Genomic DNA, 26,059 nt, shown 5'->3' with positions numbered 1-26,059 from the left:
TCGTCTCAAAGCATGGTATACCATAAGACCGTATGTCAAGAACGCTTGAAGCGCTTCGGTCGCCCTGATAAGCACGCAGTATGTCAGTTACCCAATTGAAAAAGATCACCAAGGCCCCGCAAACCCTGCGCGACATCGTGCAACACCGGATGCGGGAAGCCATTATCGCTGGCCACTTTGCACCCGGCGAACGCCTTGTCGAACGTCCGCTTTGTGACCAGCTTGGCGTCAGTCGGACTGTCGTGCGCGAAACTATCCGCTACCTCGAAGCTGAGGGTCTGGTTGAGATTGTGCCCAACCAGGGGCCCATCGTCGCCACGTTAAGCTGGGATCAGGCCAAGCAGATATACGACGTTCGCCTGCTGTTGGAAGGGTCCGCGGCTGCTGCTTGCACTGTGGTTCAGGGCAGGAATTTTGGTCCAAAACTCACCCGTGCTCTAAATGCTGTCGAAGCCACTATGGATGACACCGAATGGGCCGATCTTTTGCAAGCAACCACAAAGTTCTATGAGCTTATCTTTCTGGAAGCAGGTCAGACAATCGCATGGGACATCGTGCAACGCCTAAACGGCAGAATAAGCCGTCTACGCGCTTTGACCATTGCTGCTCGCGACCGAGAAACATCAGGCATGAGCCATATGAGGTCAATTCATGACGCAATTCTTAGCCGGGATGCCGCCACCGCGCGTGCCGCTGTAGAGGCGCATATCACGGATGCCGCCAAAACGGCGCGGGGGTTTTTGAACGCGGACCAACCGGAGGTGAAAGATGCCTAAAGGTTACTGGATCGCCTTTGTCACCGTCATTGATCCGAGCCGATATGCGGGCTACCAAAAACACGCACCGGCAGCTTTTGCCAAATACGGTGCAAAATTTTTGGTGCGCGGCGACGATGGCGACACACTGGAAGGGCAGGACTTTCAACGACATGTGATCATTGAATTTGAAAGCAAAGCTCAGGCGCTCGCCTGCTACCATTCGCCCGAATACAAATCGGCTCGCGTGCATCGCGAAACGGCCTGCACCGCGAACATAGTAATAGCCGAAGGCCTAGCCACTTAAGGAATCGCGTAATGACGACTTTTGACGAAGACCTGTTCATGAAGGGCCTGGAGCAACGCAAAGCAACTCTGGGAGCAGAGTATGTGGAGAAGAACCTCGCCGCCGCGGACGAGTTCACGCGCCCCTTTCAGGAGGCGATGACAGCCTGGTGCTGGGGCTTTGGTTGGGGAGATGAGGTGATCGACGCCAAGACCCGCTCGATGATGAATCTGGCAATGATCGGTGCTTTGGGGAAAATGACCGAATGGGAACTTCACTGCCGTGGGGCCATCAATAATGGTGTCACTGAGGAAGAAATCCGAGCCATCATTCATGCGGTTGCCATTTACTGTGGTGTCCCGCAGGGGCTGGAATGCTTTCGCGCAGCAAGGAAAGTGCTGAGCGAAGACGCTTCCGAAACCGGCGCGCGGTGACGCGTGTACCTGCTTCTACGGCCATGTGACCAACGTCTTTTCTACCTCGCTTCGTGGCGCATCGTGGTTGTTTGTGAGGCTTTGTTTGAAAGCGGCACAAATACTCAAATGTCTGCCGGCGTGGATTGTGTGCGGTATTGAGTGGGTTTGCAGAGTGCAATCGTTGGAACGGTTGCGGCGAAAGTCGGTTTGTCCCGCAATGCGGTCACTCAGCAGCCCGTTCGTGAAGGTTCGTTTCTGCAGCATGAAACAATGAAGATGCAATCAGCGAACGGATTAAGGGCGTTGCCCCTCGGCCTGACGGCCTTCACCCCAAGGTATTTTTTTGAACAGAAAGCGCCGATTGCGCGAGAAAATTCGTGATGCCGTGAAAAAGTTCTTGGTAATTTCACGAGATTGACGCACCGTGAAATTCAGTTGAATAATTTCATGGAAGAATCGCACGTGTTGCACAAAGTGCCGACAGATCTTCAGACTTTGGGAGCCGATGTGCGCGCCTTGCGTAAGGCGCGTGGGCTGACGCTTGTGGATATGGCGGAGCAGCTAGAGCGGTCGGTGGGCTGGCTGAGTCAAGTGGAGCGTGACAAGTCCGAGCCGACGATTTCCGATTTGCGCCAAATTGCCAAGGTGCTGGATGTGCCGATGTCGATGTTGTTCGGGCAATCGTCAGCACCCGCGCATGAGCAAGGTTATGTGGTGCGCGCCGGTGCGCGCCGGCCGATGGGCGGCAGCGACGAGGGTCTGGTCGAGGAGCTGTTGTCGCCTGATCTGACCGACGATTTTGAGATGGTGCATTCTACTTTTGCGGCACGCTCGTCCATGCAGGAGCCTGCGGAGCGGCCGACGCAAGAAGTGGGATATGTGATTTCCGGTCGACTTGATCTGCGTATCGGGGCGCAGAATTTTTCGGTTGGACCGGGCGACAGTTTCCGCATTCGGGGCGAGGAATACCATTGGTCAAATCCCTATGATGAAACCTGTGTTGCGATCTGGGTGATCGCGCCGCCGGTCTATTGAGGGGGAAAGCGATGCTAAGAGGATCGTGTCTGTGTGGGGATGTAACGTTTGAGACATCCGCGCCGCCACAAGGACCGTCGATGTGCCATTGCAGCCAGTGCCGCAAACAATCCGGCGGTGTTTGGGCGTCGGCCTTTGTGGCGGAGAATGCGTTGCAAATCAGTGGAGACGTCTTGTGGTTTGAAGCCAGCGAGACTGCCAAGCGTGGCAGTTGCCCGCGCTGTGGGGCCTATCTGTTTTGGAAAGCACATGACGAAGACACGATGAGTTTTGCTTTGGGCGCGTTGGACGGGCCAACAGGGATCAAGATCGAGAGGCATATCTTTGTCGCGGACAAGGGCGACTTCTACGACATCGCAGATGGTCTGGAGCAGAAGGACTGAACATGCTGGAAACATTCGCACAAATGGAAAGCGTGACGCTTTGGGCGTTTATGGCGGCATCGCTTGTGATGTATCTGACGCCCGGCGCGGACATGATGTTCACCATCGCCAGCGGAATTTCCGGAGGTCCAAAGGCTGGGGTTGCGGCGTCTGTCGGTGTGACATTGGGGTTGGTTGTACACATCACCTTAGCAGCGGCGGGTTTGGCGGTGTTGGTCGCGGCCTCACCCACGGCGTTGTTGGTGATCCGCTATGCGGGGGCGGCCTATCTGGTGGTGCTGGCGTATCAGGCATGGACTGCGAAGCCAGTTGGCGATGACGTGGACGGGCGGTCCAGCATTCCGCGCGCGGTGCGCCGCGGGTTTCTGACCAACATGCTCAACCCCAAGATAATCCTGTTTATCCTCGCGTTTCTGCCGCAATTCACCACGCCCGTTGCGGGCCCGATCTGGCAGCAAATCGTGATCCTCGGGGTGATGTATGCGTCGGGCGGATTGGTGGTCGTTTCGATCATCGGACTTTCGGCCGGGGTTGCTGGGGAAAAGCTCAAACAAGCCACGGGAATTTTGAACAAGATCGCGGCCGTCATCTTTGGCGGGCTGGCGGCAAAACTGGTATTTGACTGAGGGAGACCATCATGTCTGACTTTCCAAGCAAGGCCCGTGTGGTCATCATCGGCGGCGGCGTTGTCGGCGCAAGCAGCCTGTATCATCTGGCCAAGAAGGGCTGGACCGATTGTGTGTTGTTGGAGAAGAACGAGCTGACGGCGGGGTCCACGTGGCACGCGGCGGGCAATGTGCCGACGTTCTCGACCAGTTGGGCGATCATGAACATGCAGCGTTATTCGACCGAGCTTTATGCGCGATTGGGCGAAGAGGTCGATTACCCGATGAACTATCACCAGTCGGGGTCAATCCGGCTGGCGCATACCAAAGCGCGCATGCAGGAGTTTGAGCGCGCGCTGTCGATGGGCCGCTATCAAGGCATCCCGATGGAGATGTGGACTCCGGAAGAGGCCAAAGAGCGCTATCCGTTCCTTGAGACACACGACCTTGCCGGTGTGTTGTATGATCCGACAGATGGCGACATCGACCCCGCGCAGCTGACGCAGGCCTTGGCCAAAGGTGCGCGTGACATGGGCGCCAAGATCATACGGTTTTGTCCGGCCACCGGTGTGACGCAGCAGGCGGACAAGACATGGGTTGTGCACACCGACAAAGGCGACATCGCCTGTGATTACGTGGTGAACGCAGCTGGGTATTACGCACAGCGCGTCGGCGAGATGTTTGAGCCCTATGGAGGGCGCAAAGTGCCGATGATGGTGATGAGCCACCAGTATCTGTTGACCGAGCAGATCCCCGAGATCGAGACCTGGTCCAAGGAAAACGGCGGCGTGAAACTGCCGCTGATCCGCGATGTGGATGTGTCTTATTATCTGCGGCAGGAAAAGCACGGCTATAACCTTGGCCCCTATGAGCCCAACTGTAAGGCGCATTGGGACACGGACGGCGAAGTGATGCCTGACGATTTCAGCTTCCAGCTTTGGCAGGATGATCTGGACCGGATCGAGGACATTGTGACCGACGCCATGGAGCGTGTGCCTTTGATGGCGACCACTGGCGTGAGCAGTGTGATCAATGGCCCGATCCCCTATGCGCCGGACGGATTGCCTTTGATTGGTCCGATGCCGGGCGTGGAAAATGCGTTTGAAAACTGTGTGTTCACCTTTGGCATTGCCCAAGGTGGCGGCGCAGGCAAGGTTCTTGCGGAATGGATCGTCGATGGCGCGCCCGAGTGGGACATGTGGGCCGTCGATCCGCGCCGCTATACGGATTACACAGATCACGATTATTGCGTGAAGAAAGGCATGGAGGTTTACGGAAACGAGTACGCCATGCATTTCCCGCATCACGAATGGCCCGCCGCGCGCGACAAAAAGCTCTCCCCCGTCCATGACCGGGTTGTTGCACAGGGTGGTGTTATGGGGGCCTATAACGGTTGGGAGCGGGCCAATTGGTTCGCCAAGGACGGCGACGACACGTCGCTGGACGCCACCCACACATGGGGGCGCTCCGGCCCCTGGGAAGCGCGCATCAAAGAAGAATGTGAAGCCGTGCGCGATCACTGCGGCGTGCTTGATCTGCCGGGGTTCTCGCGGTTCATGGTGCGCGGCGAAGGCGCGGCGGAAACTTTGCGTGGCCTGATCACCGGGGGTTTGCCGAAAGTGGGTCGCATGAACCTTGTCTATGTGGCAGACGCGCGTGGGCGGATCCTGACGGAAATGTCCTGTATCCGGATGGGCGATGATGACTTCCTGATGATCACAGCCGCCACGGCGCAATGGCATGACCGCGATATTCTGACGGCTGCGATGCCCGCGACTGTGACGGTCGAAGATGTCACCACCTCGCGGGACACGTTGATTGTGACGGGGCCAAAATCGCGTGAGATCCTGTCGGGTTTGACCGATGCGGACCTTAGTACCGGTTGGTTGACCCATCAGTCTGCCACAGTGGCCGGTCAGCCTGCCTATTTGATCCGCGTGTCTTTTGCGGGCGAGCTGGGCTGGGAAGTCCATGCTCTGAACGCCGATATGCCGGCGATCTATGATGCGATTGTCGCAGGCGGGGCGAAGCCCTTTGGCATGTATGCGCTGAACTCGCTGCGTCTGGAGAAAGGCTACCGCGCGTGGAAAGGCGACTTGTCGACAGATTATTCGCTGCTTGAAGGTGGACTTGGGCGCTTTGTGAAGCTTGGTAAGCCGCAGGATTTCCCGGGCAAAGCCGCGATCTTGAGTGAGAAACAGCAGGGCGTGAAAAAGTCCTTTGTGACGTTGAAGGTCGAGGCCGGAGATACGGACGCGCCCTATATGTCCTGCGTCTGGCATGGCGATCAGATCGTTGGCGAAACCACATCGGGTGGCTGGGGCTATCGGGTGAATGCCTCGATCGCGCTGGGCATGATCAAGGCGGAACTGGCAGCGGCCGGCACAAAGCTTGAGGTCGAAATCTACGGCAAAAAATACCGCGCGGTGGTGCAAGAAGATCAACCGATGTGGGATCCGGAAAACGAAAGACTGCGGGCGTGAGCGACATCATTCTCAAAGACGGTGGCACCGGCCAAGAGCTTCTGGCGCGCTCGTCGATGCCACCTCATCCATTGTGGTCCTGCAAGGTAATGATGGACGAGCCCGACGTTGTTCAGGGGGTGCATGCCGACTATATCCGCGCCGGTGCGCGCCTGATCACACTCAACACGTATACAGTGACGCCCGAACGGCTGGAGCGTGAAGGTGAGCCGGATATGTTTGCGCGGCTGCAACAACGCGCGGTCGACCTCGCTTGTGCTGCACGGGATGAGGTTGGCGCTGAAGGTGTCAAGATCGCCGGATGCCTGTCGCCCTTGCACGGCTCTTACCGGCCCGATATGGCCATGAGCCACGATGATCTATTGCCGCTTTACCGCGAGATTATCGCAGGTCAGGTCGCGGCCAGCGATTTGATCCTTGCAGAAACCCTCTCTAGCGTCGCCGAAGTCACGTCTGCGGCACTGGCGGCGGTTGAGACCGGCCTGCCCACTTGGGTTTTCATGACGCTGAAAGATGACGCCAGCGGCACGTTGCGCTCGAGCGAACCACTGGCCGAGGCACTCGCAGCCCTACAAGGCTCTGGCATCGCGGGCGTGGGTCTCAATTGCTGCAAACCCGAAGTGATTGACGCCAATATCGCCACGGTTCTGGCCGCTGGCTTGCCAACGGGGGCCTATGCCAATGGCTTCACCGGGATTGGTGCGCTTGAAATTGGCGGCACGGCTGATGCCTTGTCAGCGCGCACAGACTTGTCCCCTGCTACGCACGCTGACTTCGCCTTGGGCTGGGCCAATCAGGGCCTTAAACTGATCGGCGGCTGCTGCGAGGTCGGCCCCGCGCATATCGCAGAGCTTGCCACACGCCTCGCTGCCGCAGGTCACACGATTGTCGGTGCATGATTTCCTCTTGCTCAAAATATCCCGGGGGTCCGGGGGCAGCGCCCCCGGCCGGATCGTTGGCGCAAGCCAGTCGAAATTCCTGAAAGGACTTTGCCATGGTTGATCTCCCAAACAAGGCCCGCGTGGCCATCATCGGCGGCGGCGTTGTTGGCTGCTCAGTCGCCTATCATTTGACCAAACTGGGTTGGAAAGACGTGGTCCTGCTGGAGCGCAAACAGCTCACGTCCGGCACCACATGGCATGCCGCTGGCCTGATCGCGCAACTGCGCGCCACCGCCAATATGACCAAACTCGCGAAGTACTCACAAGAGCTCTACGGCAATCTCGAGGCTGAAACGGGCGTCGCCACGGGCTTTAAGCGCTGTGGGTCGATCACCGTCGCCTTGACCGAAGAGCGCCGCGAAGAAATCTATCGCCAAGCTGCGATGGCGCGGGCCTTTGGCGTAGAGGTCGAGGAAATCTCGCCCGCCGAGGTGAAAGCCAAATACGACCATCTCAACATCGAAGACGTGACCGCAGGGGTCTATTTGCCGCTTGATGGGCAGGGCGATCCGGCCAATATCGCGCTGGCGCTGGCCAAAGGCGCGCGTCAGAACGGCGCCATCGTCAAAGAGCGGGTGAAGGTCACGAATATCGCCAAGGCAGGTCGCGAGGTGACGGGCGTGGATTGGGTCAGCGATGACGGCCAAGATCAAGGCCATATTGACTGCGACATGATCGTCAATTGCGCCGGTATGTGGGGCCATGAGGTTGGCCGTATGGCGGGTGTGAATGTGCCGCTACATGCGTGTGAACACTTCTATATCGTCACGGAGAACATCCCGCAGTTGACGCAATTGCCGGTGCTGAGGGTGCCGGATGAATGCGCGTATTACAAAGAGGACGCGGGCAAAATCCTGCTGGGTGCTTTTGAACCCACGGCCAAACCTTGGGGCATGAACGGCATTGCCGACAGCTTTGAATTCGATCAACTGCCAGAGGATTTTGACCACTTTGAACCCATCCTAGAGGCGGCGGTCAATCGCATGCCGATGCTGGCAGAGGCGGGCATTCATACCTTTTTCAACGGCCCTGAAAGCTTTACGCCCGATGATGCCTATCACCTTGGTTTGGCGCCCGAGATGGACAATGTCTGGGTCGCGGCGGGGTTCAACTCGATTGGCATTCAATCGGCGGGCGGCGCGGGTATGGCCTTGGCGCAGTGGATGGAAGACGGGCAGAAGCCTTTTGATTTGGGCGACGTCGATATCTCGCGGATGCAGCCGTTTCAGGGCAACAAAACCTATCTGTTTGAACGCTCTAAGGAAACGCTGGGGCTGCTTTATGCGGACCACTTCCCCTATCGTCAAAAGGCCACTGCGCGCGGTGTGCGGCGCACGCCGTTTCATCATCATCTGAAAGAACAAGGCGCGGTGATGGGCGAATTGGCTGGGTGGGAGCGGGCCAACTGGTTCGCCAACGACGGCCAGGAACGCGACTATCATTACTCGTGGAAGCGTCAGAACTGGTTTGAAAATTCTGCCGCCGAGCACCGCGCGGTGCGTGAAAACGTGGGCATGTACGACATGTCGTCTTTTGGCAAAATCCGCGTCGAAGGGCCGGATGCCGAGGCCTTTATGAACTACGTGGGCGGTGGCGACTATTCGGTGCCAAATGGCAAGATCGTCTATACGCAATTCCTAAACCGTCAGGGTGGGATCGAGGCGGATGTGACTGTCACACGTATGAGCGAGATCGCTTATTTGGTGGTGACCCCCGCGGCGACGCGATTGGCAGATCAGACGTGGATGATGCGCAACAAGGGCAACTTTAACGTGGTGATCACCGATGTCACGGCGGGCGAAGGTGTGTTGGCGATCATGGGGCCAAACGCGCGCAAGCTGTTGGAGAAAGTTTCGCCCGCCGATTTCACCAATGCGACAAACCCGTTTGGCACAGCGCAAGAGATCGAGCTTGGCATGGGCCTCGCGCGAGCGCATCGGGTAACCTTTGTGGGCGAGCTTGGTTGGGAGATTTATGTGTCCTCAGACATGGCGGGGCACGCGTTTGAGACGTTGTTTGACGCCGGTCAGGACATGGGGCTGAAGTTGTGTGGTATGCATATGATGGACAGCTGCCGGATCGAAAAAGGCTTCCGGCATTTTGGCCATGACATCACATGCGAAGATCATGTGGTGGACGCGGGGCTGGGCTTTGCGGTCAAGACAGACAAGCCGGATTTCATTGGCCGAGAGGCGGTGATTGCCCGCAAAGAGACGGGTCCGCAGGCGCGTATGGTGCAGTTCAAACTCACCGATCCAGAGCCGCTGTTGTTCCACAATGAACCGATCTTGCGGGATGGGGAATATGTTGGATACCTCAGCTCGGGCAATTATGGCCACACATTGGGTGGTGCGATTGGTTTGGGCTATGTGCCCTGCGCAGGGGAAAAGGCGGCAGAGGTGTTGGCCTCGACCTATGAGATCGACGTGATGGGCACGAAAGTGCGCGCTGAGGCGTCGATCCGGCCGATGTATGATCCCAAATCGGAACGTGTGAAGGTTTAGGATGCATGGGTGGCACAAAGTGGTGAAACCCGCCAAATGCATCCTTTTCCCTGCGCCCTGAAAGCTCTGTTAAGGTCGGCAAAACCTACAGGAATTGCCGGTGTCACAAATGCCTAACCTTCTTCCGCACGAAAGCGGTGATTTATTCCTTGCTTACACAGGCATGGAAACCGATTTGCTGTTTACGCAAGGCGCCGAGTTGCCAGGATTTGCCTCCTATCCGCTGTTGGAAACGGCCGAGGGGCGGGCGTTGTTGCGCCGGTCGTATCAGCAGATGATCGATCTGGGCCTAGAGGCCGGGCTTGGCGTGATTTTGGAAAGCACGACTTGGCTGGCCAATAGGGATCGCGCGGCGGCGATTGGGTATGGACCGGATGCCTTGGCCAAAGCCAACCGCGCAGCGATGGCGTTTATGGATGAATTGCGCGCAAGTGCGGTGCATCCGGTTCTGCTCAGCGGAAATGTTGGTCCGCGCCAAGACGCTTACGCACCGCGTGAACAGATGACCGTGGCCGAAGCAACGGCGTATCACACAGAGCAGATTGCGGTTTTGGCAGAAACGGAAGCGGATTTGGTGACGGGCTATACACTGTCCTATCCAAACGAAGCCGCGGGCATTGCTTTGGCGTCTAAGAAGGCGGGTTTGCCAGTTGTAATCGCCTTCACGGTGGAAACGGATGGGCGCTTGCCTGTTGGCGTTTCCTTGGAGGCGGCGATCCGAGAGGTAGACGAGGCCTGTGACTATTATCCTGCTTATTTCATGGTGAATTGTGCTCACCCTGAACATTTGATCGGCGCAATTGATTCGCCTTTGTGTCGGGAGCGCTTGCGCGGTGTGGTCGCCAATGCGTCTCGCTGCAGCCATGCGGAACTGGATGAGGCAGACACGCTCGACAGTGGTGATCCGAAAGAATTCGGCCAACAACTTGCAGACATTGAGCACAGGTTTTCGCAGATCAATGTTGTGGGCGGATGTTGCGGCACCGACATGCGCCATATGAAGGAAATGATTGCAGCGATGACTGCAGGACCGCGGGTCTGAGTTGGTGGCGCGGCATCACTGGAATTGATGGTTTACTTCACATCTTAACGGCTTTCCTTTGCGGCAAAGCCCGTCTACCAAAGAGCGTCGGGGCGCGTGGCCGCCCCTGAGGAGACGCCAATGGCACCCCCAACAGATCGCGCTGACAATGTGGACACGAAGCAAGGCTTTGCCTTTGCGCTGGGCGCTTATGTGTTCTGGGGGTTCTTGCCGCTTTTCATGAAAATGGTGGCGCATATTCCGCCGGTGGAGATCGTTGCGCATCGGGTGATTTGGTCGGTACCGATTGCGGGTGCGATCCTGCTGTTGATGCGCCGCACAGACGCGCTTGTTGCTGCATTAAAGAGCCCGCGAACGTTGATGATGGCCTGTGTGACAGCGGCGTTGGTGTCGATCAACTGGGGCATCTATGTCTGGTCGATTGCAACAGATCGCGCGTTGGATGCGGCTCTGGGGTATTATATCAACCCGCTTTTCAGTATCGCACTCGCGGCCTTGCTTCTGGGTGAAAAACTCACGCGATTGCAGTGGGTTGCGGTGGCTCTTGCAGCTGCCGCTGTTGGCGTGTTGTGGATCGATGCGGGTACCCTGCCTTGGGCCGCGCTGACCCTTACGGTGTCGTGGGGTTTCTATGCCTTTTTCAAGAAATCGCTGCCGATTGGCCCCAATCAGGGCTTCTTGCTTGAGGTGCTGATCCTGAGCATTCCGGCGACGTTGTATCTGCTTTGGCTGACCGCACAGGGGCAGAGCCATTTTCTGCAAGGCACGCAAGACACGTGGCTTCTGTTGGTCTGTGGCGTGGTCACAGCGGTGCCGCTCTTGCTGTATGCCAATGGCGCCAAACTGCTGCGTTTGTCGACCATCGGCATCATGCAATATATCGCGCCCACGATGATTTTTCTCGTGGCTGTGATCGTGTTCAAAGAGCCGTTTGGCCAAGCCCGCATGATCGCCTTTCCGATGATCTGGGCCGCATTGGTGATCTATTCAATCCCGATGCTGCGCGAGTTCCGGCGTAAGAGCTAGGTCGTCAGATTTGCGTGAATGTGCTCTGCGATGAGTTTGGCCCAAAGCGCGTAGGCTTCCTCAGACGGGTGATATCCGTCTTCAGCCTGAAAGCGTGGCTCAAAGGGGATATCAATCGGCAAATGGGACAGGATCGCGTGTCTGGATGCCAGATTGGCGAGGCCACGGTCGAGACGTTTGGCCTGTTCGCCCAACACCCATCGCAACGGCTGCGGCAGTTTCGGATAGTTTCCCATTGGCGGCAAGCCAGACGCTACCATCAGTTTGGCGCCATAAGTGTCGGCCATGAAATCGGCCAGCCTTGTCTGACGCTCCACCCATTTGGTTTTGGACGTCGCGCGCGTCACATCGTTCACCCCAAGGGCTGAAACCACCACATCAACAGTCTGCGGCATCTGCGACGCAATGTGGTCCAGCGTGACACGGGTGGTCGCGCTGGTGGCGGCCTCAAGCCGCCAGTGCACGCGATGAGTTTGGGCCAGCTGATCGACCAGCTGGCCGGACAGCGCGGTTGCCTGCGTGGTGGCACCGACGCCTGCGGCGGAACTGTCGCCGATGATCAGAAGGCGCAGCGTTGGGCCTTGGCCTTCGGTGCCGGACCGCGCGCCCGGAGGTTCCGGCAGTTGGTTGACCCTGCGCCGAATGCCCAAGCCTTGCGCCACCAAGAGCGGCACAAGGGGGATGCGGGCGATTTGGTCGATGGCAATCATCCGCTATTTCAGCCTTTGACCGTTTGCGAGAATTTGGCCGCTCGGCGTCATCTCGATGGTGGATGTCAGGTGATCTTCGCCAACGGATTTGGCGAAGCCGCCCAGCATCATGCGCACTCCCATAGCCTGGTTTTCGGGCAATAGGCCAATGGCGATCAGAGCGTCCAGAAGGCCATCCAGGCCCTGAACGTCAACGCTGATCTGTCCGTCGGGTCGTGGCATACCGGCGTAGGTTTGCATGTCATCGAGGTCAAAGGAAAACGCACCATTGGCGGCGAGATTGGCGCCTGCTGCGTCAAGCGTCAGCGCGTTGATCAAGACGTCGTGGGGTTCTATCGGCAGGCTGGTCAAGGCGTCCATCGCGTGGGGCACGGCGAGGAAATTCAGCCAGTCGACCTTGTGCGTCAGCGTGCCGGAAAGATCGATTGCGAGGGAAGCGGGGTCACGGGGAAGCTCAGTCATCGGGTCAAACGCAGACCAGAGATCACCCCCCAAAGTAAGCCCCGAAAGTGTCGTTTCATAGGCAAACGGAGCAGGCGTGTTTGCTTTGGACAGAGGTAGGTTGAGCGTTAAGGACATCTGGTCAGCGGCAACTTCAATCGGCATTGGGAGCACGTCCATCATGGCGGCATGAATCCGGCCGTCCACCGCGTTTGCTTCTACAAACAGCCCTTCACTGTTCAGAGAAAAGGCCGTGTCGGTGCGGCCCGCAGACACGCTGACGCTGCTATGGGTTTCGCCGTTGTCGTCAATCTCGGTTTCCGTTTGTTTGAAACTAGCGAGGCTGTTTGACATCGAAACGGAAAACCCTCTGTCGATGGAGTCGGCAAGGCTGATCAGTGAGAGCCGTTTGGGGTAGGCAATGTCATAGCTTCCCGATTGATCCGTCGAGGTAGCGATTGTGATCTGCTTAAGGCCGCTGGGCGGAATGATCTCCGTCCTCATTTGGGTCTTCGCGACACGGACCGTCGAGGCGACTTTTAACAGGTCGCCTTCGGTAAGGTGTGTCTGGATATCGACGTCGGAGTATTCCGATGCCAGTGTTACGGCGGGCATGCTGTGGGCGGCTTCGATGGTCGTGTCTGTGGCGGAAAACTTGAGTGCAAAACGCAATCGAGGAGTCGTGTATCCATAGGTGATTGCGCCTGGTTCTCCGACGGCACGCGCCTTCATTTTTAGTGTTTCGACTGAAATGGGGATGGATGCCGCGAAGTCGTGTTCGGTTGCAAAATCAAACACAATCGGTCGGTTTTCCGGAACGTGTAGGGTGACGGAGCCGTCCGAGGCTTCGGCAAACAACAGATCAGGTAGGCTGATTTCAATATCCGCCACGTGCAAGGGACGGCTACCAATCCCATCTTCCGGCACCTTGAGGCTCGTCCTATAGGTGATGATTGAGGCCTTCAGCCCGTCCTCGGTCTCCTCCAGTCGCGCAGCTAGGTTTCCTCCGAAAACGGCTGCATGTGCGCGCATGTTTTCCCAGACATCCATTGCCGTGACATCCGCCTGAGCCCACGTTGCAGGCAGGGCGGCGAGAATGGCAGTGGCGGTGAGACGGCGCGTGGCTTTGAACATCTGAAACTCAATCCTAACTCTGTTTTGCGCACCGTATGAATCCCGTGGGGCTTGGGCAAGTTTGGAAAACCTGCCCAAAGGGGGTGACGCAAGGTGAGCTTAACTCAGCGCGTCTTTGAATTTGAGGAAGCGCACGTCGGTCATGACGCGTTTGTTCATCGCTTCGCGCAGGGCGCCGATGGTTTTGTAAGGACGCATGACGACTTCAAAGTGTTGAATTTCGCCTGCATCGTTAAGCGTGATCAAGTCGACACCAACACAGTCGAACTCGCCGACCTTGCATTGAAATTCAAGCGCCCAGTCGTTGCCGTCGCCCATCACGCGGCGGTATTTGAATTCCTGAAACACCTGGCCAACATGGCCCAACACGGCGGCAGCTGCATCGCGGCCTGTCCAAGTGGCCCAGTAGGTGGGGGGCTGGAAGGTCACGTCTTCGGCCAGCAGGCCTTTGATGTCTTCTTCGTTACCTTTGGCAACAACTTCCTGCATTTTCACGATGGTTGGGTGCATCTCTCTCTCCCTTGAGAATGGCGGTGTGGCTTTGTGATCTAATCGCCGTTCAGATTGCCGATGGTTGGTGGCATAGCAAGCGTGACGTTGGGTTGAGGCCGTGGCGTCAAACGCGTATGGCAGGCGCTATGAGTGAAATCACCCCATATCTGCCGCCTGACACTCCGTTGGATATTTTGCATGAAGACAGCGACGTCGTTGTGGTCAACAAGCCGGCTGGCCTGTTGTCGGTACCTGGACGTGGCGAGCATCTGGCGGATTGCCTGATCACGCGGTTGCAGGCGGCGTTTCCAGATGCGCTGTTGGTGCACCGGCTGGATCGGGACACGTCGGGTGTGATGATCTTTGCGTTGACGCCACATGCGCAGCGGCATTTGTCGATGCAGTTTGAGCAGCGCAAGACGCGCAAAACTTATGTGGCGCGGGTCTGGGGCCGGATGGAAGAGAAGACCGGCACGGTGGACTTGCCGTTGATTGTGGATTGGCCGAACCGGCCGTTGCAGATGGTGGATCATGAGAACGGCAAGCCTGCGGTGACGGACTATCGTGTGCTGAAAACGTCCGATGAAGAAAGCCGCGTGCGGTTGTTTCCCAAGACCGGGAGGAGCCATCAGTTGCGGGTGCATATGTTGGCGCTGGGTCATGTGATTCTCGGGGATCCTTTGTATGCCAAAGGGCAGGCGCGGGATTTTGATCGGTTGATGCTGCATTCCGAGGAGCTTCGGTTCAATCATCCGGAAAGTGGCAAGGGTATGTCTTTTCGCGCTAAGGCACCGTTTTAGTACGGATATTTAGGGGCTTTGCCCCTCTGCGCCTTTGGCGCATTCACCCCAAGGTATTTTGAGAACAAAAAGCCGAGGGCGTGTTGCGTATCTGGGACTCGCATTGAGAACAAAACGTGAATATCATGCGTTGCGTTATGGTAGCCGAGCTTTGCATCACGTCGAATTTCACGTTTCTCACCGGGGGATCACATCCGGAGGAGTATATCCGCCGTGCCGCGATGACCGGAATAGAGGCGATTTCCATTGCCGATGTGAACAGCGTGGCGGGCATTGTGCGTGCTCATACCGAAGCGCGTGAAATTGCGCGTAAAGTGCGCGAGCGGCGGCGGGTTGATGAGGCAACGGGGTTGATTGGACCGCCGCGGCCTGAGGGGGTTGCAGCTCCACTGAGTGCGCCGATTTATGCGACGCCGCGCTTGATGCCTGCGGCGCGGCTTGAGTTCAGCGATGCGCCGCCGGTGACAGTGATCCCCGAGAACCGGCAGGGTTGGGCGAGCCTGTGTCGTATTTTGTCTAAGGGGCGGCTGAGGGCGGAGAAGGGCAGTTGCATTCTCAGCCTGTCGGACCTTGTGGATTTTGCGCAAGGGTTACAGGTGATCCTGCATCCGGCGCAGTTGGGTCTGGCGGGGGTGTGCGGCGCGAGTGGATGGGAGACACATGTGCCCCGCCTGACGCGCCGCTTTGCTGGCAAAATGCAACTTGGGTTGACGCCTGCCTATGACGGAGAGGACGGCGCACGGTTTGCGGCCCGCGCAGCAGAGGCGGCGCGGATGGGGATGCCGTTGGTGGCGACGGCGGCGCCGGTGATGCATCAGGGGCAGCGGCGGCGGTTGGCGGATGTGTTGAGTGCGGTGCGACTGGGCTGTCGGGTGGATGCATTGGGCCGTGGGGCGCAGGCCAATGGCGAGCGGCGTATGCGGTCGGCATCCGAGATGGTGCGGATGTATCGGGGCTATGAAGAGGCCTTGGCGCGGACCGAGTGGCTGCAGGCGCAGTGCACGTTTTCGCTGGATGAGCTGCGCTATGAGTATCCCAGCGAGGTGGCGCAGGGAGAAACCGCCACAGAACGGCTGCATCGGTTGGCATTTGAGGGGTTGCGCTGGCGGTATCCGCAAGGGGCGTCGGAGAAAGTGCGGGCCATGTTGGAGCATGAGTTGGCGTTGATTTCCAAGCTGAATTACGAACCTTATTTCCTGACCGTGCGCGATGTGGTGGCTTTTGCCCGCAGTCGCGATATTCTGTGTCAGGGGCGGGGAAGTGCTGCGAATTCAGTGGTTTGCTATTGTCTTGGCGTGACTTCGGTCAGTCCCGAGATTGGCACGATGGTGTTTGAGCGTTTCGTGAGTGAGGCGCGCGACGAGCCGCCGGATATTGACGTGGATTTCGAGCATGAACGCCGCGAAGAGGTGATCCAACACATCTATGAGCGCTATGGTCGTCACCGTGCGGGGCTGTGTGCGACGGTGGTGCATTATCGTGGCAAGCGCGCGATCCGCGAAGTGGGGCGTGCGATGGGGCTGACGGAGGATACGATCAGCGCGCTGTCCTCGCAGTTGTGGGGGTTCTTCTCCGTCGATGCAGTGCAGGATGAGCGCATGCGCGAGATCGGCTTGGACCCAAACGACCGGCGCTTGGCGCAGACGATGGACCTTGTGCATGAGATCATTGGCTTTCCGCGGCATCTGAGCCAGCACGTGGGCGGGTTCATTATGACCGAGGGGCGGTTGGATGAGTTGGTGCCGATCGAGAACGCCAGCATGGAGGATCGCACGGTCATTTGTTGGGACAAGGACGACATTGATTCACTGGGGATTTTGAAGGTCGATGTGCTGTCGCTTGGCATGCTGACCTGCATCCGGAAAGGCTTTGATTTGTTGGCGCAGCATCACGGAATGGAGTTGGCGCTGGCGACGATTCCACCTGAAGATCCAGTGGTTTACGACATGCTGTGCAAGGCCGACAGCGTTGGGGTGTTTCAGGTGGAGAGCCGTGCGCAGATGAACTTTTTGCCGCGTATGAAGCCGCGCAATTTCTATGATCTGGTGATCGAAGTGGCGATCATCCGACCGGGGCCCATTCAGGGCGACATGGTGCATCCCTATATTCGGCGGCGCAATGGCGAGGAGACGGTGAGCTTTCCGTCTGACGCGCTGGGCGAGGTGTTGGGAAAGACGCTGGGTGTGCCGTTGTTTCAGGAACAGGCAATGCAGATTGCCATCATCGGGGCGGGGTTTTCGCCAGAGGAAGCCGACCGGTTGCGGCGGTCTTTGGCGACGTTCAAAAAGCATGGATCTGTGTCGGAGTTTCAGGATCGGTTCATGCGTGGGATGCGCAAGAATGGTTATGAGGACGACTTTGCCGCGCGGTGTTTCAGCCAGATTGAGGGGTTTGGATCGTATGGTTTCCCCGAGAGCCATGCGGCGTCATTTGCGCTGTTGGTCTATGCCAGCGCGTGGATCAAATGCCACCATCCAGGCATCTTTGCCTGTGCGCTTCTTAACAGTCAGCCGATGGGATTTTATGCGCCTGCCCAGATAGTTAGAGATGCGCGGGAGCATGGCGTCGAGGTGCGGGCCGTGGATATCAACGAGAGTTTCTGGGACAATGTGATGGAGCCTGACGGGCGCGGTGGTTTGGCGCTGCGGTTGGGGTTCCGCCAGATACGACGGCTGCGCGAAGAGGATGCGGCGTGGATCGCGGCGGCGCGGGGCAATGGCTATCAGACAGTCGAGGATGTGTGGCGGCGTGCAGGCATTGGGCCGCATGTGTTGACGCGCCTGGCGGAGGCGGATGCCTTTGCGTCGTTGGGACTAAAGCGGCGGGAGGCGTTGTGGGAGACCAAGGCGATCCAATCCGAAAAGCCGCTGCCGCTTTTTGCAGGGGATATGGATGGTGAGGGCATCATGGAGCCAGCGGCGCATCTGCCGGAGATGAGTATGGGGGAACAGGTGGTGGAGGACTATGTGTCGATGCGGCTGACTCTGCGAAAACACCCTGTCGCGCTGTTGCGGCATCTGTTGACGCCGGGGGAGCCGAACCAAGGGTTAATGGACTGATTTAGAGCGATTTTCAGGATCTGCAAAGCGACGGTATCACGTCGGCATCGCGTCGGTGCGGTTTTTGCCTTGAGGCCGGTAAATGGCGCGCGCGTTGCGGCGCGACGACAGAGACAGCGCGCGGAGGCTTTGCGCGCTAAGGCAATTTTTGCCACACCGAAATGTGGCTGCGGCTGAGGTTGGTGAAGCGCGCGCGGGACCAGTCGGACCAACGGTGTTCAAGCTGCATGCCAGCGATGCGGGCCATGAGGTCCATCTCGGCGGGCCATGCATAGCGGAACGGCACGGAGAGATGCTCGGCCTGAGTGCCGTGCAGCCAGATGTGGTGTGAGGCGTAGGTCTGGGTGGTGACGTCGAATTCGTCCACGCCCAAGTGGTCGGCGTCGTTGGCAAAGGGCAGGCGGGTTTCGCCCATCGGCAGGCGTTGCAGCGGGGGGATCAGGGTTTCGATCACGAAGCGACCGCCAAGAGCAAGGTGCGCGGCGGCGTTTTCAAAACACGCGACCTGCGTATCCTGAGTGGTCAGGTTGTCGATCGTGTTGAACACCAGAAAGACCAGAGAGAAGGTTCCGGGCATACGGGCCGTGGTCATGTCGCCGATGGTCGTGGGAATGTCCGCCCCGCCCGGTTTGGCGTGCATCTCGGCCACCATCGGCTCAGAGAGTTCGATGCCGGACACAGCCACGCCACGTTTTGCCAAGGGCAGGGCAATGCGGCCCGTGCCGATGGCGAATTCCAAGGCCGGTCCGTCACCGGCGAGGTTGGCCAAGGTGTCGACGGTTTGCGCGATCAGCGCGGTGTCAGTGCCGCCATGGGCGGCGTCATAGGTTTCTGCGACATCGGTATCAAAAAAATTGCGCATGGGACCAACTCAGACAAAAAGTCGGATTAAGGCCGTGCAGCCGACTTTGAGTCAAGCGCAGGTTGCAAAGCAAAGATGCGCCGAGATCGTGGCCTTATAAGTCGCAGGTGTACAGTTTCACGGAAAGGCCGCCGTGGGCCACGGGCGCGAAACGAGAGTTCATCGGCAGACCAGTGGACTTGGCCAAACTTCCGTCCGTTGTCACAAGCCCAACCTGCCATCCGGCAAAGCGTTTTTTCAACGCGCTGCCCAAACTGGCGTGCAAGGCAAACAAAGGTTTCTTGTCGCCGATGCGCGAGCCGTAAGGCGGGTTCACAATCACGATACCGGGTGGGCCGTCGGGCGGGGTGATGTCGCCTGCGGACATCTTGGTGAAGGTACAGAGGTCGGCGACGCCTGCGCGGGTGGCGTTTTCCTCGGACATGCGCACGGCGCCCGCGTCTCTGTCGGAGCCAAAGAAGCGCGCGGTTGGCGCAGTTGTGGCGTCCGTGGCGCGCAGGGCGGCGTAATCCTCGATGTCAAACGTGGCAAGATGTTCAAAGGCAAAGCTGCGTTCGCGTCCGGGCAAAAGACCGGCGGCGATTTCAGCGGCTTCGATCACAAAAGTACCAGAGCCGCACATCGGGTCCAGCACCGTTTGCGTGCCGTCATACCCCATCTGACGCAAGAACATCGCGGCCATGGTTTCGCGCAAGGGGGCCTTGGCGACGGCAGCCTTGAAGCCGCGTTTGTGCAGGCTGTCGCCCGAGGTATCCAGCGAGAAGGTGACCATGTTGTTGTCGATGCGCACCTTGATGGTGACAGGGGCGTCGGGCGAAATTTGCACGCCAATCGCGTCGCGCAGGGCATTTTCGATACGCTCTTGCGCGGCACCCGCGTGGTAGATTTTCGATTTCTGCGTTGTAACGTCGACCTTCACCGGCACATCTGGGCTCAGGTGGGTGAGCCATGGCAATTCAGCTGTGAGGTTTTTCAGCCCCTCAAGTTGAATGGTCTGAAAGGACCCAACGCGGGCCAGCACCTTGACCGCGCCCCGCAGCGTCAGGTTGGCGCGCCAGACGTCGTGCCAATTGCCGCGAAAGCGGACACCGCCGGGCATCATCTTGGGCTTCTTGAAGCCTGCCTCGGTCATTTCAGCTGCCAGCGCCTTTTCAAAGCCAGGGGCGGTGGTGGCGAAGATTTCGAACTTGGGGGGTGCTTGGGTCATAGGGGCGGTTTAACTGTAAAACGCGGCGGCTGCGAGGGGGAAACGGCAGAGAGGTGCAGGCGCGAGGCGGGGCTTGGGGTCTTTTGGAGGTCATCGGAACACGCCTTATGGACAAGGGGTGTTCCGCGCGGTATCCCGTCCCCGCTATGGCGAAGAAAAAGAAAGATACGGATCCCAACTATAAGGTGATCGCCGAGAACCGGCGGGCACGGTATGATTATGCCATCGACGACGATCTTGAAGTTGGCATGATGCTGTCCGGGTCCGAGGTCAAATCCCTGCGCGAAAAATCCGGCAATATCGCCGAAAGTTATGCAGCGGTGGAAGATGGCGAACTCTGGTTGGTGAATTCCTATATCGCGCCATACGAGCGGGCGATGTTCCCGCATCTGGAGCGGCGTAAACGCAAGCTTTTGGTCAGCCGCAAAGAGCTTTCAAATCTGTGGAATGCAACCCAGCGCAAAGGCATGACCTTGGTGCCGCTGGTGATGTACTTCAATCACAAGGGTCTTGTGAAAATGAAGATCGGCATCGCTAAGGGTAAGAAAAATCACGACAAACGGGCTGATGATGCCAAGCGTGATTGGGGTCGCCAGAAACAGCGGCTGCTACGCCACGGCGATTGAGGCGGCCTCGTAGGCGGTGAGCCACAGTGCATCGATCCGGGCCAGTTCGGCCGCATCAAATTGATCTTGGACTTTCCAGTAACGCCCGTCGGGTGCCGCGTAATCCAGCGCCGCCTCTTGAGCGCGCGCCGCGGCGATGCCGCGTGTGTCGGCGAGCCTTGCCCGTGTTGCGCGGGTAACATGCTCCGGTGACAGGCGTGGAAACACGAGGCGGCTGGGATCTTTGGACAGGTTCACGCAGGCGCATCCCTGCTCGGCCGCCAATAGTGCCAGACGGGCGGATTTGGCCTCAAGCGATTGCAGGGTGATGTCGTCGCGCAAAGGGTCCGCAGCGCCGGTGCCGTAAAAATGTGTGCTGCCTGCGCTGGCGTACATCATATCGCAGCCCATGAAGGCCATAACACGCGGTTTCAGCGCGCCAAGCGCCCAATAACCGGCGGTAAAAGCCATAGTGCCACCGGTATAGACGATGCCTCCAAAGGCGTTTTGTTGCGGGATGTAGTGCGTGTAATCCACAAGCTGTTGGTCCTCGCGCAGATCGACCGGGCGGCGCGCCTCGGGGAAATCCTCGGGATGGATCAGGTGGGACCAGTCCGGCCTTACGGCCCATGCGTTGTTGATGGCCACGATGTGATCAAAATGCGCGCGCGGCCAAGGGGCCGCCTCCACCGCATTCGGTGCGCTGCCAAGGATCAGGACTGTGGAACAGCTGGCGGACAAAACGGCCTCCGCGATCGGGCGAGTTACAGGGTTGCTTCAAACGTACTACGTGCAACTGAAGAAAATAGATCAGATTTACAAAGGTTTGGAAACAAGATGTGACGGATGCGGCGGGAAGATGAGGTGAGAATTCCCCTTATGTGGCTTTGAAGACGCAGCTTATGTAGCGGCAGGCGACGGGCCCGCCAATATAACCAATCAACCAAGGTCCGGTAACGAAGGGACGTTTGATGGAACTTTTGATTTCGCTGATTTCGGGCGCTGTGGGCGGCAATGCTGCTGGTAAGCTGGTGGGCAAGATTGATCAGGGACCGCTGATCAACTCGATTGCAGGTATTGTTGGCGGTGGCCTTGGCGGTCAGGTGCTGAGCCTGATCGGCGCTGGTGGTCTTGCGGGCGGTGGCATGGACATCGCCGGTATCATCGGTCAGGTCGCCAGCGGTGGCGTCGGCGGCGGTGTCGTGCTGGCGATCGTCAGCGTGGTGCGCAACGCGCTCGCAAAATAACGCTTTTGGTGCGGCCTGATGGGGTCGCACCCTTGCCTCTCTGAGATGCGATTTACTAGGAATAGGGTCGATTTCTAACGGGCACTGGAAACACGCATTCGGCCCATTCCTCCGACTTTAAACTTGGCTGGCCGCATTCAAGGCCGATCACATGCTCAGATTACACGCGACCGGCGGTAGGCTTTGATCAGGACGGCTCAGCTGCCTTTATGAGGGTCTTTTGCCGCTTGATTTCCGCGGCACAAAGAGTTGACGTGCCCGTTGCGGAGATTTTGGAAAAGTCGATCAATTTTCCGATGTTTTGGATCCCGATATTGGCCTCTGCAAGCATGCCTTTTCCGTCTTTGCTTTGCACTTGTACCCAAATTGGATCCCTGTCGTTGCTAAACAACGCGTAGGCGATATTGCAATATCCGTATTGCTCTGGCTGTAACGCATATTTTTCGCTGGCCAGCGAATGGTAACAGCCCTTGCGCATCGGTACCAAAACCGTGTCCACATAATCGGCCTGCGGGTCATTTTCGCGCTCTGGCCGAGATGCAGAAAACTCGCGGTAGGCGCGGTTCACTTCATCCTGACTAAGATCAAGTTTGTCAGTACGGAACAACTCTTTGATCTGCTCATAGGACACATCACGCCAGGCGTTGTGCAACGACGATCCTTCGCTAACCACCCAATCGATCTTTCCAGAGCATTTTTTTGGAGCCGGGCCAATATTCCGAAAGACCACGGCTCTATGTGCCTCATAGTCACCGGTGGACACGCAGGCTGGAGTCACGAAACTGTTGTTCCCAACGGTTTGCGTTTGGCCAACTGTTCTCGCGTCCGCGTGTTTGCCCGTCAAGAGGTACTCTCGCACCATCAACGCAATAAGGTGTTCAACCGCAGTATGTGTCATTCCAAAGCCACTCATGGCCGTGCGTAAATCCTGACAGTTGTCTCTTAGATCGTCTAAGTCGTTGTTCTGATTTGAGAAAAATCCGTTGTTAAAGTTCACGGTGCCAACGAATTGCTCCTGTAGGGTTTTTCTGATCGGGCTAATAGAGTTGTCATCGTTGACCTGAAGAACTTTGGCGGTGGTGATCGCGGTTTGCAGATCACCGACGCCTTTCAGGTCTGCTGGTGCGGACACACCCGCCGGATCTTGGGAGATGACCAGCCGAATACTGCCGCTTTGACCTAGTGGGATAGACAATTGATAAGCGTCTTCATCCGTTTGTGGTGTCAGCGGAATGGTCAGCTCCTCTCGTAGGGTGGATTTGCGAAAAAAGCCGATTTCGTCACCAAGAAGGTCCGATACAACCGGTACTGCCGCACCTATCGCGCCGTTCATACCCCCCCCCAATCGCGCTGTCTGCGAGGCTTGACAGATTGTCCAGATATTCGAAATTGTCGCTGTATGTATAGGTCACCAGAACTTTCAATTCTCCATCAGCGCGCAGACGCGCAATGGTCGAGGACCGATTCAAAGTTCTTGTGTATTCACCCTCCCCCTCAGTTTTCTGAAACCGCAACAGTGGTACTGCAAATCCTCTGGTGTTGAAGTTGTCGTCAACGATAGAAGTCTGCGAAACGATGGCGGTCAAAGACACCATGTTTTTGTCCTCATTTCCCAGAACGTTGTTGAATATCGCCTTAAACCAAGCAAAATCTTCGCATGTGCCAAAGTCATCTACTTCGCCAACCAATTCGGCTTTGACTACGGTGTAGATATCCTTCTCGTCGTAGTCTTCGCCTTGCCACTCTCCTCCCCCGGATGTAGGCATTCAGATGACTCTGGATTGGCCGCGCAACAATCGTGCGTGGCGGCGCAGAACGAGGGGGATAGAATGGCTTTGGACGATCCGAAAACGCTGGTCTCGACGGAATGGTTGGCGGCGCATCTGAAGGATCCCGATCTGCGTATTCTGGATGCGAGTTGGTATCTGCCAACGATGGGGCGCGACCCCAAAGCGGAATACGCCGAGGCGCATATTCCGGGAGCACGGTTTTTCGACATTGATGACGTGTCTGACGCCCGCAGCGAGATGCCGCATATGGTGCCGCCGGTTGAAAAGTTCATGTCGCGCCTGCGGGCCATGGGCGTGGGCGACGGACATCAGGTGGTGGTTTATGACGGCCACGGGATTTTCTCGGCGGCTCGCGTCTGGTGGTTGTTCCGCCTGATGGGGCAAATGAACGTCGCTGTGCTGGACGGTGGCTTGCCGAAATGGATCAAAGAAGGGCGCGACACGGATGACCTGCCGCCGGTGGTGCGCGACCGGCACATGACTGTGCGGCGTCAAAACCATATGGTGCGCGACGTGACGCAGGTGGCGCAGGCCGCCAAGCTTGGCGATCATGAGGTCATCGATGCCCGTGCCGCGCCGCGGTTTCGCGGCGAAGCGCCGGAGCCACGCGAAGGATTGCGCAGTGGGCATATTCCGGGGTCAAAGAATGTGCCGTTCGGGACCTTGCTGGCTGAAGATGGTACGATGAAGTCGCCGGATGACTTACGCGCGGTATTTGAAGCGGCGGGTGTGGATGTGTCCAAACCCGCGATTACAACATGTGGATCGGGCGTCACTGCCGCGGTCCTGAGCCTCGCCATGGAGCGGTTCGGCAAGTCCGACCATTCGCTTTATGACGGATCCTGGGCGGAGTGGGGCGCGTTTCCCACCATGCCCGTAGCCACCGGAGAAGCCTGATGCTCACGAACCTCAAAGAGCAACCCAAAGACAAAATCCTGAGCCTGATGGCCCAGTATCGCGAAGACCCGCGCGCCACCAAGGTGGATCTGGGTGTGGGTGTGTACAAAAACGCGCAGGGCGTGACGCCTGTGATGCGCGCCGTGAAAGCGGCCGAACGCAAGCTGGTGGCAGAGCAGGAAACCAAGGCCTACACCGGTCTGGCGGGCGATCCGGCATATTCGGGCGCGATGTGTGATCTGTTGCTGGCCGACAGCGTGGATCGTGCGCGCATTGCGGCGGCAGCGACACCGGGCGGTACCGGCGCTGTGCGGCAGGCGTTTGAGCTGACCAAACAGATGAGTCCGAATGCGCGTGTGTTTGTGTCGGACCCCACTTGGCCGAACCATGTCAGCATCCTTGGCTATCTCGGCATCGAGGTGGTGAAGTACCGCTATTTCGACGGGGACACCCGCGCGGTCGATTTTGACGGCATGATGGAAGATCTGGCGGATGCGACGTCAGAGGATGTGATCCTGCTGCATGGCTGCTGTCACAACCCGACGGGTGCGAACCTGAACCTGACGCAGTGGCAGACGGTGATTGACCTGATCCTCGACAAAGGCTGTTTGCCGATGATCGACATTGCCTATCAGGGCTTTGGCGATGGTCTGGAAGAGGACGCCGCGCCGACCCGTTTGGTGGCGTCACAAGTGCCTGAGTTGCTGATTGCGGCGTCCTGTTCCAAGAACTTTGGTATCTATCGTGAGCGCACTGGTCTGTTGATTGCGATCAGCAAGGATGCGGCGGACACGCCGGTGACGCAGGGCAACCTGAACCACCTGAACCGACAGAATTTCTCCTTCCCGCCGGACCACGGCGCGCGGGTAGTGACCACGATCCTGACCGATCCCGAACTGAAGGCCGATTGGATGGCCGAGCTGGAGGAAACCCGTCTGGGCATGTTGGCCTTGCGCCAGCAGTTGGCCGACGAGTTGCAGCGGCTGAGCGGGTCAGACCGTTTCGGTTTCCTTGCGCAGCACCGCGGCATGTTCAGCCTGTTGGGCACAACGCCCGATCTGGTGGAGAAAATGCGCGTGGACAATGCGATTTACATGGTGGGCGACAGCCGCATGAACATCGCGGGCCTGAACAAAGACACCATCCCGACGCTGGCACAGGCGATCATCGACGCAGGTGTCTGATTTAAGTTTGTGAAGAAGATTAAGGCGCCTCGCTTGGATAAAGCGGGGCGTTTTTGTTTGGCGGCTTGGGATACGCCAGTGCAACGAGTTCTCACTTTGAGCCCAAATTACAGGATGCTGCGCGTTGCATGAATGTCGGGTGTTCGGAAATTCGC

The 26,059-nt window shown here is 58.0% G+C and carries 25 protein-coding genes; 17 read left to right on the top strand and 8 right to left on the bottom strand.

Annotated elements, in window-relative coordinates:
• Positions 1 to 80 precede the first annotated feature (80 nt).
• The 11 genes from SHIM_RS12865 (at position 81) to rarD (ending at position 11,476) form a co-directional block, all read left to right on the top strand.
• Entirely contained in the window at positions 81 to 776 is a 696-nt protein-coding gene (locus tag SHIM_RS12865; RefSeq protein WP_054003073.1) for a GntR family transcriptional regulator, read from the top strand.
• On the top strand, positions 769 to 1,062 hold the full coding sequence (locus tag SHIM_RS12860) for a DUF1330 domain-containing protein (RefSeq protein WP_054003072.1): 294 nt from the start codon (positions 769 to 771) through the stop codon (positions 1,060 to 1,062). The genes SHIM_RS12865 and SHIM_RS12860 overlap by 8 nt, the downstream gene beginning before the upstream one ends.
• Before the next feature lie 11 nt (positions 1,063 to 1,073).
• Positions 1,074 to 1,475, top strand: a complete 402-nt coding sequence (locus tag SHIM_RS12855; protein ID WP_054003071.1) for a carboxymuconolactone decarboxylase family protein — start codon at positions 1,074 to 1,076, stop codon at positions 1,473 to 1,475.
• A gap of 429 nt (positions 1,476 to 1,904) precedes the next feature.
• On the top strand, positions 1,905 to 2,492 hold the full coding sequence (locus SHIM_RS12845; RefSeq protein WP_054003069.1) for a helix-turn-helix domain-containing protein: 588 nt from the start codon (positions 1,905 to 1,907) through the stop codon (positions 2,490 to 2,492).
• An 11-nt stretch (positions 2,493 to 2,503) separates the two neighbouring features.
• Positions 2,504 to 2,875, top strand: a complete 372-nt coding sequence (locus SHIM_RS12840; protein ID WP_054003068.1) for a GFA family protein — start codon at positions 2,504 to 2,506, stop codon at positions 2,873 to 2,875.
• A gap of 2 nt (positions 2,876 to 2,877) precedes the next feature.
• Positions 2,878 to 3,501: a LysE family translocator gene (locus SHIM_RS12835; protein WP_054003067.1), complete on the top strand. Its 624-nt coding sequence runs from the start codon at positions 2,878 to 2,880 to the stop codon at positions 3,499 to 3,501.
• Positions 3,502 to 3,512: 11 nt separating this feature from the next.
• Complete coding sequence (locus SHIM_RS12830; RefSeq protein ID WP_054003066.1) at positions 3,513 to 5,963, top strand: GcvT family protein; 2,451 nt, start codon at positions 3,513 to 3,515, stop codon at positions 5,961 to 5,963.
• Positions 5,960 to 6,862 carry a homocysteine S-methyltransferase family protein gene (locus tag SHIM_RS12825; protein ID WP_082358388.1) on the top strand — a complete coding sequence of 301 codons (903 nt, stop codon included), beginning with the start codon at positions 5,960 to 5,962 and terminating at the stop codon, positions 6,860 to 6,862. The genes SHIM_RS12830 and SHIM_RS12825 overlap by 4 nt, the downstream gene beginning before the upstream one ends.
• Positions 6,863 to 6,957: 95 nt before the next feature.
• On the top strand, positions 6,958 to 9,408 hold the full coding sequence (locus SHIM_RS12820) for a GcvT family protein (RefSeq protein ID WP_054003065.1): 2,451 nt from the start codon (positions 6,958 to 6,960) through the stop codon (positions 9,406 to 9,408).
• Positions 9,409 to 9,517: 109 nt separating this feature from the next.
• Positions 9,518 to 10,450, top strand: coding sequence for a homocysteine S-methyltransferase family protein (locus SHIM_RS12815; protein WP_054003064.1), 933 nt, complete (start codon positions 9,518 to 9,520; stop codon positions 10,448 to 10,450).
• Positions 10,451 to 10,570: 120 nt separating this feature from the next.
• Positions 10,571 to 11,476, top strand: a complete 906-nt coding sequence (gene rarD / locus SHIM_RS12810; RefSeq protein WP_054003194.1) for an EamA family transporter RarD — start codon at positions 10,571 to 10,573, stop codon at positions 11,474 to 11,476.
• Here the strand turns inward: rarD and SHIM_RS12805 are convergent.
• From SHIM_RS12805 to SHIM_RS12795, 3 genes are all read right to left on the bottom strand, one after another.
• Positions 11,473 to 12,186, bottom strand: coding sequence for an SGNH/GDSL hydrolase family protein (locus tag SHIM_RS12805; protein ID WP_054003063.1), 714 nt, complete (start codon positions 12,184 to 12,186; stop codon positions 11,473 to 11,475). The genes rarD and SHIM_RS12805 overlap by 4 nt on opposite strands.
• Positions 12,187 to 12,189: 3 nt before the next feature.
• A complete protein-coding gene (locus tag SHIM_RS12800) occupies positions 12,190 to 13,761 on the bottom strand; it encodes a DUF2125 domain-containing protein (RefSeq protein WP_054003062.1) in 1,572 nt (523 codons plus the stop codon).
• Between the two features lie 99 nt (positions 13,762 to 13,860).
• On the bottom strand, positions 13,861 to 14,271 hold the full coding sequence (locus SHIM_RS12795; protein ID WP_054003061.1) for a nuclear transport factor 2 family protein: 411 nt from the start codon (positions 14,269 to 14,271) through the stop codon (positions 13,861 to 13,863).
• A 128-nt stretch (positions 14,272 to 14,399) separates the two neighbouring features.
• On the opposite strand from SHIM_RS12795, the gene SHIM_RS12790 reads away from it, so the two are divergent.
• Both SHIM_RS12790 and SHIM_RS12785 read left to right on the top strand, forming a co-directional pair.
• Positions 14,400 to 15,053 carry an RluA family pseudouridine synthase gene (locus tag SHIM_RS12790; protein ID WP_193749919.1) on the top strand — a complete coding sequence of 218 codons (654 nt, stop codon included), beginning with the start codon at positions 14,400 to 14,402 and terminating at the stop codon, positions 15,051 to 15,053.
• A 137-nt stretch (positions 15,054 to 15,190) separates the two neighbouring features.
• Positions 15,191 to 18,112, top strand: a complete 2,922-nt coding sequence (locus tag SHIM_RS12785) for an error-prone DNA polymerase (protein ID WP_054003060.1) — start codon at positions 15,191 to 15,193, stop codon at positions 18,110 to 18,112.
• Between the two features lie 136 nt (positions 18,113 to 18,248).
• Here the strand turns inward: SHIM_RS12785 and SHIM_RS12780 are convergent, their stop codons facing one another.
• Both SHIM_RS12780 and SHIM_RS12775 read right to left on the bottom strand, forming a co-directional pair.
• Positions 18,249 to 18,974, bottom strand: a complete 726-nt coding sequence (locus tag SHIM_RS12780; RefSeq protein WP_054003059.1) for a class I SAM-dependent DNA methyltransferase — start codon at positions 18,972 to 18,974, stop codon at positions 18,249 to 18,251.
• Between the two features lie 94 nt (positions 18,975 to 19,068).
• Positions 19,069 to 20,181: a THUMP domain-containing class I SAM-dependent RNA methyltransferase gene (locus SHIM_RS12775; RefSeq protein ID WP_054003058.1), complete on the bottom strand. Its 1,113-nt coding sequence runs from the start codon at positions 20,179 to 20,181 to the stop codon at positions 19,069 to 19,071.
• 146 nt (positions 20,182 to 20,327) lie between these two features.
• On the opposite strand from SHIM_RS12775, the gene smpB reads away from it, so the two are divergent.
• Positions 20,328 to 20,807 carry an SsrA-binding protein SmpB gene (gene smpB / locus SHIM_RS12770; RefSeq protein WP_054003057.1) on the top strand — a complete coding sequence of 160 codons (480 nt, stop codon included), beginning with the start codon at positions 20,328 to 20,330 and terminating at the stop codon, positions 20,805 to 20,807.
• Here the strand turns inward: smpB and SHIM_RS12765 are convergent.
• Complete coding sequence (locus SHIM_RS12765) at positions 20,790 to 21,527, bottom strand: hypothetical protein (protein WP_054003056.1); 738 nt, start codon at positions 21,525 to 21,527, stop codon at positions 20,790 to 20,792. The genes smpB and SHIM_RS12765 overlap by 18 nt on opposite strands.
• Before the next feature lie 230 nt (positions 21,528 to 21,757).
• Between SHIM_RS12765 and SHIM_RS12760 the strand changes: the two genes are divergently transcribed.
• Positions 21,758 to 22,033: a hypothetical protein gene (locus SHIM_RS12760; RefSeq protein ID WP_054003055.1), complete on the top strand. Its 276-nt coding sequence runs from the start codon at positions 21,758 to 21,760 to the stop codon at positions 22,031 to 22,033.
• Positions 22,034 to 22,220: 187 nt separating this feature from the next.
• Here the strand turns inward: SHIM_RS12760 and SHIM_RS12755 are convergent, their stop codons facing one another.
• Together SHIM_RS12755 and SHIM_RS12750 are read right to left on the bottom strand one after the other, a co-directional pair.
• A complete protein-coding gene (locus tag SHIM_RS12755; protein WP_054003054.1) occupies positions 22,221 to 23,366 on the bottom strand; it encodes a hypothetical protein in 1,146 nt (381 codons plus the stop codon).
• On the bottom strand, positions 23,314 to 23,799 hold the full coding sequence (locus SHIM_RS12750) for a hypothetical protein (protein ID WP_054003053.1): 486 nt from the start codon (positions 23,797 to 23,799) through the stop codon (positions 23,314 to 23,316). The genes SHIM_RS12755 and SHIM_RS12750 overlap by 53 nt, the downstream gene beginning before the upstream one ends.
• 63 nt (positions 23,800 to 23,862) lie before the next feature.
• On the opposite strand from SHIM_RS12750, the gene sseA reads away from it, so the two are divergent.
• Complete coding sequence (gene sseA, locus SHIM_RS12745; protein ID WP_193749918.1) at positions 23,863 to 24,720, top strand: 3-mercaptopyruvate sulfurtransferase; 858 nt, start codon at positions 23,863 to 23,865, stop codon at positions 24,718 to 24,720.
• A complete protein-coding gene (locus SHIM_RS12740) occupies positions 24,720 to 25,904 on the top strand; it encodes an amino acid aminotransferase (RefSeq protein ID WP_054003052.1) in 1,185 nt (394 codons plus the stop codon). The genes sseA and SHIM_RS12740 overlap by 1 nt, the downstream gene beginning before the upstream one ends.
• Positions 25,905 to 26,059: the final 155 nt, after the last annotated feature.

This window comes from Shimia sp. SK013 (assembly GCF_001292625.1).
Classification (GTDB): Bacteria; Pseudomonadota; Alphaproteobacteria; order Rhodobacterales; family Rhodobacteraceae; genus Shimia.
This window is presented reverse-complemented; position numbering and strand designations above follow the sequence as displayed.

Excerpts from the sequence above, each read along its gene's own strand:
- SHIM_RS12865 (WP_054003073.1), top strand. The coding sequence starts at position 81 with ATGTCAGTTACCCAATTGAAAAAGATCACCAAGGCCCCGCAAACCCTG.
- SHIM_RS12860 (WP_054003072.1), top strand. The coding sequence starts at position 769 with ATGCCTAAAGGTTACTGGATCGCCTTTGTCACCGTCATTGATCCGAGC.
- SHIM_RS12855 (WP_054003071.1), top strand. The coding sequence starts at position 1,074 with ATGACGACTTTTGACGAAGACCTGTTCATGAAGGGCCTGGAGCAACGC.
- SHIM_RS12845 (WP_054003069.1), top strand. The coding sequence starts at position 1,905 with ATGGAAGAATCGCACGTGTTGCACAAAGTGCCGACAGATCTTCAGACT.
- SHIM_RS12840 (WP_054003068.1), top strand. The coding sequence starts at position 2,504 with ATGCTAAGAGGATCGTGTCTGTGTGGGGATGTAACGTTTGAGACATCC.
- SHIM_RS12835 (WP_054003067.1), top strand. The coding sequence starts at position 2,878 with ATGCTGGAAACATTCGCACAAATGGAAAGCGTGACGCTTTGGGCGTTT.
- SHIM_RS12830 (WP_054003066.1), top strand. The coding sequence starts at position 3,513 with ATGTCTGACTTTCCAAGCAAGGCCCGTGTGGTCATCATCGGCGGCGGC.
- SHIM_RS12820 (WP_054003065.1), top strand. The coding sequence starts at position 6,958 with ATGGTTGATCTCCCAAACAAGGCCCGCGTGGCCATCATCGGCGGCGGC.
- SHIM_RS12815 (WP_054003064.1), top strand. The coding sequence starts at position 9,518 with ATGCCTAACCTTCTTCCGCACGAAAGCGGTGATTTATTCCTTGCTTAC.
- rarD (WP_054003194.1), top strand. The coding sequence starts at position 10,571 with ATGGCACCCCCAACAGATCGCGCTGACAATGTGGACACGAAGCAAGGC.
- SHIM_RS12805 (WP_054003063.1), bottom strand. The coding sequence starts at position 12,186 with ATGATTGCCATCGACCAAATCGCCCGCATCCCCCTTGTGCCGCTCTTG.
- SHIM_RS12800 (WP_054003062.1), bottom strand. The coding sequence starts at position 13,761 with ATGTTCAAAGCCACGCGCCGTCTCACCGCCACTGCCATTCTCGCCGCC.
- SHIM_RS12795 (WP_054003061.1), bottom strand. The coding sequence starts at position 14,271 with ATGCACCCAACCATCGTGAAAATGCAGGAAGTTGTTGCCAAAGGTAAC.
- SHIM_RS12790 (WP_193749919.1), top strand. The coding sequence starts at position 14,400 with ATGAGTGAAATCACCCCATATCTGCCGCCTGACACTCCGTTGGATATT.
- SHIM_RS12785 (WP_054003060.1), top strand. The coding sequence starts at position 15,191 with ATGGTAGCCGAGCTTTGCATCACGTCGAATTTCACGTTTCTCACCGGG.
- SHIM_RS12780 (WP_054003059.1), bottom strand. The coding sequence starts at position 18,974 with ATGCGCAATTTTTTTGATACCGATGTCGCAGAAACCTATGACGCCGCC.
- SHIM_RS12775 (WP_054003058.1), bottom strand. The coding sequence starts at position 20,181 with ATGACCCAAGCACCCCCCAAGTTCGAAATCTTCGCCACCACCGCCCCT.
- smpB (WP_054003057.1), top strand. The coding sequence starts at position 20,328 with ATGGCGAAGAAAAAGAAAGATACGGATCCCAACTATAAGGTGATCGCC.
- SHIM_RS12760 (WP_054003055.1), top strand. The coding sequence starts at position 21,758 with ATGGAACTTTTGATTTCGCTGATTTCGGGCGCTGTGGGCGGCAATGCT.
- SHIM_RS12755 (WP_054003054.1), bottom strand. The coding sequence starts at position 23,366 with ATGAACGGCGCGATAGGTGCGGCAGTACCGGTTGTATCGGACCTTCTT.
- SHIM_RS12750 (WP_054003053.1), bottom strand. The coding sequence starts at position 23,799 with ATGCCTACATCCGGGGGAGGAGAGTGGCAAGGCGAAGACTACGACGAG.
- sseA (WP_193749918.1), top strand. The coding sequence starts at position 23,863 with ATGGCTTTGGACGATCCGAAAACGCTGGTCTCGACGGAATGGTTGGCG.
- SHIM_RS12740 (WP_054003052.1), top strand. The coding sequence starts at position 24,720 with ATGCTCACGAACCTCAAAGAGCAACCCAAAGACAAAATCCTGAGCCTG.